Consider the following 11,497-nt stretch of genomic DNA (forward strand, 5'->3'; position numbering starts at 1 on the left):
TTAGTCGCAAAAGCTCGATGTCGGAGAGCGTCTGCGCGCCCGCAAGGTTGCGGCCAGGATTTGCGCCGTGATGCCTTCGGGCGTGATCGGCCGTGCTGTCACATATTGTCGCTGAAGTTTGCTTTCAGGACACAGCGCGCAAGTCGCGGCGTGAACGTGAAGGAACCCGGCTGCGGCGCGTTTTTGTTGCTGCCAGTTATTCGTCAATATCGAAGCATTGTGATAAGAAAAGTTATCTTATCAGTTGGCTTTTTGCCGACGTGCTTGGGGCACGTCGAGTTGTCCTGCCGAAAAGCTGATGGCTTGCACGTCGCGTTTTTCGCGCAACGTGCAAGCGAATCACAAGCACCGAAGTACGCAGTGGTCTGTTCCGGCGCCTGATCTTTAGAGCGTAGCGCGTGCGTAACTGTCGTCGGACAGCGTTTATCACGCGCTTCGCTCGTCACCCAATCTTGTTGGCCTGCTCCTTCGCAAGCAGGCGTTGAGCCTGTAGATCTCCGCGGTTCGCTTCTTGTGCGGTCTGCACCGAAGTTTCGGTGGCTTCGGCCAATGCAGTGCGTGCGGCGTTGCTGATCGTGACGGCATACGAAGCCGACGACGTCGAACTCTGAGTCGTCGTACTGGACTGCGACTGCGTCTTGCTGGCCGGTTGCGCAACGGCAGTCGCCTGCTGGTTCTGCGCGCCGGTATTCGCTGCTGTCGCAGCGGCGGGTTGGCTCGAAACTGCCTGAATCGTCATAAAAAGGGCTCCAGAAGAAAAGAGAAAAAACCATGAACAGCGCACGGTTTATCGGAGCGCCTTCCAGATACTTAAGAAGTATTTATTTGGTGAAATCGAATCAAATTAAGGCTCGCATAAGCTGTGCTTCGATTTGCATTCACGCCATCCATAATCGCTCGATGACCTGCTTTCAAGGGCTGGATGGCGCGCAGGTTGGCAGACACGCCACGTGCCGTGGCGTGTCTGTCCATGAAAATCGTCGACGATTATCTCTGGAATGAAAGCGACTTTTATTCAGATGAAAAGTGGATAGCACTTTTCGCGCGAGAAAATAACGGTTCCACACCGGGAATATTGCCTCGATAAGGTGCTCATCAGAATACAAAGCTACGATCCCGCAGGCCCTTCAAGCTTCTCCTGGAAATCTATCTTGTTGCCGCTTACGAATAACGTCACTCATGACAACTGGTCCACATGGATTCTCCAGCAGCGTCATGGCGGCGATTGCGCACATGAGCACAGTGTGCGTGCCGAGATCACAAGGTACGCGGACCGCGTGCTCGATAACGTTCGCCTTCGTCCTGGCATGACATTGGCCGACATCGGAACGGGGGATGGTCTCGTCGGGTTTCGCGCAATCGAGCGCGCCGGCGCCTCGATCCGGGTGCTCATGACCGATATTTCGACGCCGTTGCTGCGGCACGCGGAAGAGGGCGCCCGAAGTCTGGGCGTGAGCGGGCAGTGCGCATTCATTCACGGCTGCGCAGAGAAGCTGGAAGGCATCGCCAATGAAGCCGTCGACGCCGCGACGATGCGCGCGGTTCTGGCGTATGTGGAAGACAAGCCCGCTGCCATGCGGGAGCTCTACCGCATACTCAAACCGGGTGGCCGCTTCGCCATTGCAGAGCCGATCTTGCGTGACGAAGCGCTCGAGGTCTGCATGCTCAAGCACCTGGTCGATACCCGCGCATTCAACACGGAAGATCCGTTCTTTCCCTTGCTGCTCCGATGCCGCGCGGCACAGTTTCCCGACACCGAGGAGAAAGTGCGCGCGCTGCCCATCACGAATTATGGGGAGCGCGACCTTGTGCGCTTCGCGATCGACGCGGGGTTCACGGACATTCATCTGGAGTTGCACATCGAAGTGCGAACCGAGGATGGCATGCCCTGGGAGACGTTTCTTCGCACCTCGCCTCACCCGTTGGCGCCCAGCCTGGAAGAGGTCTTCGAGAAGGAATTTACCCGCGACGAGCGCGCGTATCTGGAAGTTCGCATGCGGGCGATTTTCGAAAGCGGAACGCAACTCGGCGCTGAGCGCATCGCATACCTGACGGCGAAGAAGCCTTAACGACTAGACGAAAACCGGCTTAAGGATTGCATAAGCGTTTACCCTGCAGAATGCGCTGCATGCCTGCTGCAATGCCCCACAAACGTGTGGTGTTTGCGTTCAGGTCCATGCTCGCGCATTCATGCTGCGCGGGATTGGCTCGAGGAGTGTATTTTGTCCAGCCCGCAGTCTCGCGCGACCTTGTCGCGCGTCTTTCGTCTTTCCATCCCGGCTAGCGCGCGTGTCACGCTCGTCGCCGCTGCATCGGGCGCCGCGCTGCTTGCCGGATGCGCAAGCTACAAGACGCAGCCCCTGGCTACGGGGCCTTCATTGACAACGCAAGATGCGCTCGCACGGGTTCAGATCGATCCCGCGAAAATGCCGTTGCCCGAGCTTGCGGCACATCGCTTCGATCCGGTGAATGGCTTCGATATCGAAGACGTCGCGATGCTGGCCGTCGCCAACAATCCCGACCTGAAACTTGCGCGTGACGACCTCGGTATTGCGCAAGCGCAGGCATTTTCTGCAGGACTCCTGCCAGATCCACAGGTGAGCGTTTCCAGCGACTATCCCGGCGCTGTTGGGCTCTCGCGCGCGTTCAGCTATGGCCTGAGCATGGACGTAATGGCAATCGTCACTCGCAGCGCGAATACGAAGTCCGCCAACGCCACGGTTCGCAAGACCGACCTCGGTCTGCTCTGGCAGGAGTGGCAGGTCGTGGCGCAGGCGAAGCAACTGTACGTGAAGGCGCGCTTTCAGGACGAGGTGCTGCCGCTGCTCGCCCAGCAGACGGCACTGGCCCGCACGCGTTATGAGCGCACTGCGCACGCGGCTAGCGAGCGCAACGTGACGGCCGACAGCGTCACCGCGTCGCTCACAGCGTATGAAGACGCCCGCAAGCAATACACCGACATGCAGCGCGCCCGCGAGCAGACACACCATGATCTCAACGCGCTGCTCGGTCTCGCGCCCGACACGACGCTTGCCCTCACAGGCGACACGGCCGTCGCGCCGATGCCCGATGCCACGCTCGACGCAGCCATTGGGAAGCTGACACAGCGCCGTCCCGATCTGATCGCGCTTCAGGCAGGCTACGAGGCGCAGGAGCAGAAGTATCGCGCCGCGATCCTCAACCAGTTCCCGAGCCTCTCCGTGGGTTTTACGCGGCAACGCGACACTTCGGAAATCTACACAAGCGGCTTCGCAATCAATCTTACGCTGCCGGTATTCAACCGCAATCGCGGCAATATCGCCATCGAGCAAGCCACACGACAGCGTCTCGCGGACGAATATCAGACGCGCCTGAACGCGGCTTACGCGGATATCGCTCATCTGCGTGCCGACAACGCAATGGCTGCCCATCAACTCGAGCAGGACGACGCTGCGCTGCCGGAGCTCGAGCGTGCCGCCGCGCAGGCGCGCGACGCCTACGCGGCGCGCAACATCGTGCTTGGCCAGTATGTCGATGCGCAAAGCGCGGCGCTTGCGCGGCACATCGATGCGGCGACCGCGCGCGAAGCGCTCGCAGAACAACGCATTGGCCTCCAGGCGCTGCTCGGCAGCGCGATTCCCGATCCTTATCAGACTCCGCCCGAGCGAGGCGCCACGGCTGAAAGCGCAGTCTCCAATAACATCGTTGCACGTTGATCTCCATGACTGACCATCGCTTCCTCTGCGGCACGCGCACGCGTGTCGCCCTCTGCGCGCTTGGCGTTGCAAGCGCGCTGGCCGCCAGCGCAGTGCTGTTCGCGCCGCGTGCGGCGCGCGCAGACGACACCGGTGCGTCGGGCAGCACGCCTGCGCCTTCTGCCGCCGTGCAGGTCGTCCACGTGACGCGCGAGCCGGTTTCGCAAACCGTCGTCGCGTATGGCTCGGTTGCGTCCGCGGCCGCGAACGCCACGACCATCAGCCTTCCGTATCTCGCACGCGTGACGCGCGTGCTCGTGCAGCCGGGCCAGACCGTTGCGCGCGGCGCGCCGCTCTTCGTCGTGCAGGCAGATCCGAACGCCGTGATCGCCTATACGCAGGCACAAAGTGCGGCGACGCTCGCACGGGGCGAACTCGCGCGCACCGGCTCGCTCTTTCACGACGGTCTCGCCACGCAATCGCAACTCGCCGCCGCGCAAAAGGCGTTTGACGACGCACAGCAGGCGCTCGCCGCGCAACGCGCGACGGGCATTGCCCCGGGTTCGAACACCGTCACGGCGCCCGTGGCCGGCGTCATCGCGCAGCTTGCCGCGGCGCCGGGCGACCAGATCCAGGCGGGCACGTCGCTCGCCCAGCTCGTTGCGGCCAACGCTCCCGCAGGCAATGCCGCGAACATATCGCTGGGCGTCGAACCCGCCGATGCGCTCACACTGCGCGCCGGCGATCGTGTCGTGCTGCGTCCGCTTTCGGCCTCGCTCGGTTCGCAGCGTGCACAAGGACGCATCGTGCTCGTCGGCGCAGCCATCGATGCGCAAAGCCAGCTCGTGAACGTGGGTGCGAACGTGCCGCTCGCGGGCACCGCATTCCTGCCAGGAACGCGTGTGCGTGCCGACATCGACACGCAGAGCGGCACGTGGTGGAACGTGCCGCGCGCCGCGGTGCTTCAGGACGCGAAGGGCAGCTATGTGTACCAGGTCGCGCCGGACAACAAGGCGCACCGCGTCGACGTGAGCGTGAAAGTCGAGCACGGCGATGCGTACGGCGTGGATGGCGCGCTCGACGCCTCGCGGCCGCTCGTCGTCGTTGGCAACTACGAACTCGAAGACGGCATGGCTGTGCGCGTAGCGCAAGGCGGCGCGCGATGACGTTCAGCCAGTGGATGCAGCGCCATCGGCGCTCGCTTCTGTTCGTGATCGCGCTCGCCGCGCTTGCGGGAGCGCTTACCGCATTGCGTTTGCCGATCTCGCTCTTTCCGAACGTGTCCTTTCCGCGCGCCGTGATTTCGCTCGACGCGGGCGACCGTCCCGCCGAACAAATGGCGACGCTCGTCACGATGCCGGTGGAAGAAGCGTTGCGTCGCGTACCGAACGTACGCGACGTGGAATCCCGCACGAGCCGGGGTTCGGCGGAGATCTCCCTGAATTTCGACTGGGGCACGGACATGGCGCAAGCCACGTTGCAGGCGCAGTCGGCCATTGCCGAGATCCTCGCGACGCTGCCGCCGGGCACCACGATGCAGGTGCGCCGCATGGACCCGACGGTGTTTCCCGTGATTGCGTACAGCCTGACGTCGTCGCGCTTGTCGCTCTCGCAGCTCTACGATCTCGCGCAGTTCCAGTTGCGTCCGCTGCTTTCCTCGGTTGCGGGTGTGGCCCGCGTGGACGTGACGGGCGGGGCGCGAGACGAGCTCGAAGTTGCCGTCGATCCGCAGCGCCTCGCGGCGTACAAGCTTTCGGTCGCCGATGTCTCGCGCGCGATCGGCGCGGGCAACGTGCTGATGGCTACCGGCCGCATCGAGGACCACGACAAGCTCTATCTCGTCGTCGCGAATTCGGCTTTCAGCGGGCTCGATACGCTGAAAAACGTGGTCGTTTCGTCCGCGGGCGCGACGCAGATCCGCCTCGGCGACGTCGCCACTGTCACACAGGGGACCGTGCCGCAATGGATCCGCGTGACCGCCGATGGTCAGGATGCCGTACTGGTCAACGTCTACCAGCAGCCCGGCGCTAACAGCGTGGCGATGGCGCAGGCGATACGCGCACGCCTGAAGGACTTCTGTTCGCAGATGCCGCCAGGCGTGAAGCTCCAGAACTGGTACGACCAGAGCGAACTCGTGATCGCCTCGGCTACGAGCGTGCGCGATGCCATCATGATTGGCGTGGTGCTCGCGGCGCTCACGCTCTTCGTGTTTCTGCGCAACACGAAAATCACGCTCATTGCCGTGGCGCTCGTACCCATTGTGATGGCCGCGACGATTCTGCTGCTGGACGTGTTCGGCATGGGCTTCAACATCATGACGCTCGGCGGCATGGCGGCGGCGGTGGGCCTCGTGATCGACGACGCCATCGTGATGATCGAACACATCGCGCGGCGCATGCGCGAAGCGGGCGCGCATGCGTTCCATGGCCGCGTGATGAGCGCGGCGCTCGAATTCACGCGGCCGCTCGCCGGCTCTTCCGCGGCAACCCTCATCATCTTCGTGCCGCTGGCGTTTCTCTCGGGCGTAACGGGAGCGTTCTTCAAGGCGCTTTCCGTGACGATGGCCAGCGCGCTCTTTATTTCGTTTCTCGTCACGTGGCTTGCCATTCCGATTCTCTGCGACCGCTGGCTCACAGCGAAAGACGCCGAGGAGCATCGCGAAACGCGCTTTGCTGCATGGCTGAACCGCACCTACGCGCGGCTAGTCTCGCGCGTGAGCGCGCGGCCCGTGTGGGTGCTCGCACTCGTCGTTCCGCTCGCGCTGCTGTCGGCGCTCGCGTTCACGCGGGTCGGCAGCGGCTTCATGCCGTCGATGGACGAGGGCGGTTTCGTGCTCGACTATCACACGCAGCCGGGCACGTCGATCACGGAAACCGATCGGCTGATGCAACAGATCGAAGCGATCATCCGCGCGAACCCGAATGTGGCGACGTACTCGCGCCGCACCGGCGCGGGACTGGGCGGCGACCTGAACGAGCCGAACAAGGGCGACTTCTTCGTGCGCCTGAAGTCGGGCAGCCGCGAGCCGATCGACACGGTGATGGAGGAGATCCGTTCGCAGATCGAAACAAAAGTGCCTGGTGTGAGCGTCGAGCTTGCGCAGTTGATGGAGGATCTGATCGGCGACCTCACGGCGGTTCCGCAGCCCGTGCAGATCAAGATTTACTCGGACGACTCGCACGTGCTCGACACGACCGCTCGACGTGTGGCCGCGCGCATCGGCAAGATTAGCGGCATCGTCGACGTGAACGACGGCATCAATCCTGCGGGCGACGCCATCGATCTGCGCATACGCCCCGACGCCGCGGCGGCCGTCGGCATGGACCCGCAGGCGATCGCGCAACAGGTCTCGGACCTGCTGGACGGCAACGTGGCCACGCAGTTCCAGAACGGCCCGAAGACCGTCGGTGTGCGCGTACGTGCGCAAGGCGCGTTGCAGATGACGGACACCGAACTCGCGCGCCTGCCGTTGCGCGCACCGGACGGGCATATGTTCTCGCTTTCACGCGTTGCCGACCCGGTGCACGTAAGCGGCCAGCCTGAAATCAGCCGCGACAATCTCAAGCGTATGGTGGCGGTGACGGCGCGCATCGATGGGCGGGATCTCGGCTCGACCATCGCCGACGTGCAGCGCGCGCTTGCCGATCCCGCGCTTTTGCCAACGGGCGTCTATTACGAACTTGGTGGGTTGTACCAGCAACAGCAGATCGCATTCAAGGGACTGCTCGCAGTCTTCGGCGCGGCCGTGGCGCTGGTGTTCGGGCTGCTGCTATTCCTTTACGAACGCTTTCGCGTGGCGCTCGCGGTGATGGCGATGCCGCTGCTCGCTACGGGCGCCGTTTTCATCGGACTGTGGCTAACGGGGATCGAGCTCAACATCTCCGCGATGATGGGCATGACGATGATCGTCGGTATCGTGACGGAAGTCGCAATCTTCTATGTCTCCGAGTTTCAAGGTCTCGTGCGTGACGAAGGCATGCCACTCGAGGAGGCGTTGCAGGCTGCGGGCCGCAACCGCCTGCGGCCCATCGCGATGACGACCATTGCCGCCATTCTTGCGCTGCTGCCGCTCGCCTTCGCGATCGGCCAGGGTTCTGCGATGCAGCAACCGCTCGCCGTCGCGATCATCTCGGGCTTGATCGTGCAGATGCCACTCGTGCTGCTGGTGCTGCCGGTGCTGCTGCGCCTATTGCTGCGGGTAAAGCAGGGCAGGTGAGTGGGGCGGCAAAACCAGGAGGCGGGCAAATGATTTGCCTCCCCCGGAAGTCAATGCGCTCGCGATCGTCACCGAGCGTTAGCAGCCGATAGTCGATGCGCCTTCCGGCACCTCCGGGTGAGGCGCGTTTGCAGACGTAGCGTTGCGAAGTCGTTTCCGCCGTATCGATTTCTCTTATCGGCGACCGGGTCCGCAACCCGGTCCGCCGGCCTTGCGCGTTGCATCCCAGGATCGCGCCGAGCCTTGTCCCGCTTGGCGTTGCGCGGTTCGTCCCGAACCGCACGCCTGCCTTGCGCGCGCTTTCTTGCTTGCCAGACGCATCTCGCTTGCCGTTAACCCGATGTAGTTTTCCGCTTCCCTCGTTTCTATCTTGACGAAAAATCATTTCGTGCAGGAATAAAAGAGGAGATGGCGATGAGCGGCAATGCAAGCGTGGGTGAGGGTGGATATCAAGGAACGAGAACGGCAATCGACGGCAAGCCGACTCTCGGCGCAATCTTGCGCGCCGGCATTGCCGGCGGCTTGACAGGCGCGGTCATCATCTGGATTTACGAGGCGCTGATCTGGGTTGGCGCCCAGCATCTCATGCCGCTTGCGGGCATTCCCCGCAATGCCACCGGTCTCGTGTTCGGCAAGGGCGTGCAGGACGCGCTTGGCATCTGGGCCTATGTCCTTGGGACTGCGATCCATTTCTTCTTTGCCATAGGGTGGGGCGTGCTGTTCGCCGCGATCTGGCCGTATTTCCGCCGCCGCGGCTACGAGGCCACGTTCGTCGCGCTCTTTTACGCGATCCTTGCCTGGATCGTCATGCATGTGGCGATCAGCATCGCATCCGACAACCATCCCAATTACTACGACCCAGTCGTCATCATCGGCGGTTTCATGTCGCACTTTTGCTTCACCGTGCCGCTCGCACTCGTAGTCAAGCGCATGCTTGCCACCGGCCGCGCACGCTGAAGCTTTCAGACCAGCAGCGATCTATCAAGAAGTCAACAACAGGGGAAAGTGACGATGTCGTTAAACAGAGGAATCCTTAGCTTATCGGTGATCAGTGCAGCTGTCATCTTCAGCACACCGGCAATGGCGCAATCGTCGGTGACGCTCTATGGCGTGCTGGACGTGTTCGCGGGCTACCAGAACACGAAAGTCGGCGGCAAGACCACGTCGCTTGCCGTACTCGGCAACAACGGCTTGATGACGAGCCGGTGGGGGCTGCGCGGCACGGAGGACATTGGCGGCGGATACCGCGTGAATTTCGCGCTGGAAAGCGGCTTCGATCCGGGCACGGGCAAGTTGCAGAACAGCTATCGTTTCTTCGATCGCCAGGCGTGGGTCGGCTTGGGCGGCGGGTTCGGCGAGGTGCGCTTCGGGCGGCAGAACACGCCAATGTTCGCCTGGAGCGGCAATATGGACGCCTTCAGCGCGGCCACCTATGCCTCGGGCTACAACAACTTTGCGAACTGGCTGGCACGCGTCGATAACGACATTGCGTACATCTCGCCGAAGTTTTATGGCACGCAGGTCGAACTGCACTATTCGGTGGGCGGGCAGCCCGGCACGCTCGCGGGCAATGCCGTGTACCAGGCCGGCGTGCAGACGAGCCAGGGCCCGGTCTATCTCGCGCTCGCCTATTTGAACGCCGCGAACGCCACGGTCTCCAACCGCGTGCAGGAATTCATGGCGGGCGGCAATCTCGACTACGGGTGGGGGCGCATCTACGTCGGCTATTTCCGCGCCAACGAGGTGATTTCCGCGACCACCGGCAATGCGCTCAGCAACCCTGCGGGCAAATACGACCCGACGGTCGGGCCGGTTGGCAATACGCCAGGCGACTGGCACAGCACGTACTCGCTTTCGGCCGATTACCGATTCACACCATTCCTCAGCGTGGGAGCCGGCGCGGCCTACACCAAGGACAGCACGCATCTCGGCAACGACGCCCTGCAGTATGGGGCAATCGTCAACTATGACCTCTCGAAGGGGACACGAATCTACGGCACGATTTCCGAATTGAAGAACTACGGTACCGCGCAATTCAAGATGGCGGGCGCCAGCATTACGACGGGTTCGTTCCTCACACCGGGACCCGGCCAAAGCGAATTCGGCGTGCAGGTCGGTATCCGGCATCTGTTCTAGTCGTCGAACGCGCAACCGGACCATGCGCAACGCATAAGGGTCCACGCCATCACTTCGTGGCCATCGGACATTGGAAAGCGGTTCGCCTTTCGTAAGTACTACGATCGTGAATGCAAGGGCGATGTCGTTGCGTTTTTCGAATCCGCACACGGCGGCTCGCCGTGCATCGAAATATGCAAACCTTGCAGCGGAAGACGGACTCGCCGGGCGCCGGCGCACACCGAAAGGAGGGCGCTCGGCGAGCCGGCGGATTTCCGGTTGTCGATGGAGGAACCATGAAAGCACTGGTCTACAACGGTCCGGGCAGGTTCGCGCTCGAAACGCGGCCGACGCCCGCCTTGCAGGGACCCGGCGACGCCGTCGTCAAGATCTCGAAGACGACGATCTGCGGCACCGATCTCCACATCCTCAAAGGCGACGTGCCGAGCTGCGAGCCGGGCCGCATTCTCGGCCACGAAGGCGTGGGCGTCGTCCATGAAGTCGGCGACGGCGTGTCGACGCTCAAAGCCGGCGATCGCGTGCTCGTCTCGTGCATCTCGAGCTGCGGTCAGTGCGAATACTGCCGTCGCGCCATGTATTCGCACTGCAAGACGGGCGGCTGGATTCTCGGCAATCGCATCGACGGCACCCAAGCCGAGTACGTGCGCATTCCGCACGCGCAAACGAGTCTGTACCGGATTCCCGACGGCCTCGACGAAGCCGCACTCGTGATGCTCTCGGACATCTTGCCGACGGGCTTCGAATGCGGCGTGCTCAATGGCAAGGTCGAGCCCGGCAGCACGGTCGCCATTGTCGGCTCGGGACCGATCGGGCTCGCCGCGCTCTTGACCGCGCAGTTCTATACGCCGGCTCAGATCATCATGATCGACATGGACGCGAACCGTCTGGAATGCGCGAAGCGATTCGGCGCGACGGCCTGCATCGATCCGCGCGCGGGCGACGCCGTGGATGCGGTGATGAAGCTCACGGGCAGCGTGGGCGTGGATTGCGCCATGGAGGCCGTTGGCGTGCCAGCGACGTTCGAGCTGTGCCAGCAGATCGTGGCGCCCGGCGGCGTGATTGCGAACATCGGCGTGCATGGCGTACCGGCGTCGCTTTTCCTCGACAAGCTTTGGGACCGCAACGTGTCGATCACGACGCGTCTCGTCGATACGGTCAGCACGCCCATGCTGCTCAAGACCGTGCACGCCGGACGCATCGATCCGACGCGGCTGATCACGCATCGGTTTGCGTTCGACGACATGACCAAGGCGTATGAGACGTTTTCGCAGGCGGCCAGCACGCAGGCGCTGAAGGTGATTGTCGAGATGTGATGCGGTGGGTTTCGATGTTTGCGAACATTTCAATGTCATGGCCAGATACAGATGTCGTCCTGCCAGCCATTTACAGATGTCGCATCTTTCTCTGTTTCTGTGTTCACTCATTGTTGAAGGTCAGCGGTTGAAGCAGCAGGGCGCCTGCGTTCAGCGGA

At 62.6% G+C, this 11,497-nt stretch carries 8 protein-coding genes; 7 read left to right on the plus strand and 1 reads right to left on the minus strand.

Annotation, left to right across the window (positions count from 1 at the left end; all coding sequences use genetic code 11):
- Positions 1-442: 442 nt before the first annotated feature.
- On the minus strand, positions 443-739 hold the full coding sequence (locus tag VSR72_RS42865) for a hypothetical protein (RefSeq protein ID WP_342958229.1): 297 nt from the start codon (positions 737-739) through the stop codon (positions 443-445).
- A 505-nt stretch (positions 740-1,244) separates the two neighbouring features.
- On the opposite strand from VSR72_RS42865, the gene VSR72_RS42870 reads away from it, so the two are divergent.
- The 7 genes from VSR72_RS42870 (at position 1,245) to VSR72_RS42900 (ending at position 11,339) form a co-directional block, all read left to right on the plus strand.
- On the plus strand, positions 1,245-2,069 hold the full coding sequence (locus tag VSR72_RS42870) for a methyltransferase domain-containing protein (RefSeq protein WP_342958238.1): 825 nt from the start codon (positions 1,245-1,247) through the stop codon (positions 2,067-2,069).
- Positions 2,070-2,222: 153 nt separating this feature from the next.
- Positions 2,223-3,695, plus strand: a complete 1,473-nt coding sequence (locus VSR72_RS42875) for a TolC family protein (RefSeq protein ID WP_342958230.1) — start codon at positions 2,223-2,225, stop codon at positions 3,693-3,695.
- Positions 3,696-3,700: 5 nt separating this feature from the next.
- Positions 3,701-4,840 carry an efflux RND transporter periplasmic adaptor subunit gene (locus tag VSR72_RS42880; protein ID WP_342958231.1) on the plus strand — a complete coding sequence of 380 codons (1,140 nt, stop codon included), beginning with the start codon at positions 3,701-3,703 and terminating at the stop codon, positions 4,838-4,840.
- On the plus strand, positions 4,837-7,890 hold the full coding sequence (locus VSR72_RS42885; RefSeq protein WP_342958232.1) for an efflux RND transporter permease subunit: 3,054 nt from the start codon (positions 4,837-4,839) through the stop codon (positions 7,888-7,890). The genes VSR72_RS42880 and VSR72_RS42885 overlap by 4 nt, the downstream gene beginning before the upstream one ends.
- Before the next feature lie 414 nt (positions 7,891-8,304).
- Complete coding sequence (locus VSR72_RS42890; protein WP_342958233.1) at positions 8,305-8,847, plus strand: hypothetical protein; 543 nt, start codon at positions 8,305-8,307, stop codon at positions 8,845-8,847.
- Between the two features lie 54 nt (positions 8,848-8,901).
- On the plus strand, positions 8,902-10,026 hold the full coding sequence (locus VSR72_RS42895) for a porin (RefSeq protein WP_342958234.1): 1,125 nt from the start codon (positions 8,902-8,904) through the stop codon (positions 10,024-10,026).
- A gap of 275 nt (positions 10,027-10,301) precedes the next feature.
- The gene (locus VSR72_RS42900) at positions 10,302-11,339 is read left to right on the plus strand and encodes a zinc-dependent alcohol dehydrogenase family protein (RefSeq protein ID WP_342958235.1); all 1,038 of its coding nucleotides are present in this window, start codon (positions 10,302-10,304) and stop codon (positions 11,337-11,339) included.
- Positions 11,340-11,497: the final 158 nt, after the last annotated feature.

Origin of the sequence: Paraburkholderia sp. JHI869 (assembly GCF_038900775.1) — a bacterium.
In the GTDB taxonomy this organism is placed as follows: domain Bacteria; phylum Pseudomonadota; class Gammaproteobacteria; order Burkholderiales; family Burkholderiaceae; genus Paraburkholderia.

Excerpts from the sequence above, each read along its gene's own strand:
- VSR72_RS42865 (WP_342958229.1), bottom strand. The coding sequence starts at position 739 with ATGACGATTCAGGCAGTTTCGAGCCAACCCGCCGCTGCGACAGCAGCG.
- VSR72_RS42880 (WP_342958231.1), top strand. The coding sequence starts at position 3,701 with ATGACTGACCATCGCTTCCTCTGCGGCACGCGCACGCGTGTCGCCCTC.
- VSR72_RS42885 (WP_342958232.1), top strand. The coding sequence starts at position 4,837 with ATGACGTTCAGCCAGTGGATGCAGCGCCATCGGCGCTCGCTTCTGTTC.
- VSR72_RS42890 (WP_342958233.1), top strand. The coding sequence starts at position 8,305 with ATGAGCGGCAATGCAAGCGTGGGTGAGGGTGGATATCAAGGAACGAGA.
- VSR72_RS42895 (WP_342958234.1), top strand. The coding sequence starts at position 8,902 with ATGTCGTTAAACAGAGGAATCCTTAGCTTATCGGTGATCAGTGCAGCT.
- VSR72_RS42900 (WP_342958235.1), top strand. The coding sequence starts at position 10,302 with ATGAAAGCACTGGTCTACAACGGTCCGGGCAGGTTCGCGCTCGAAACG.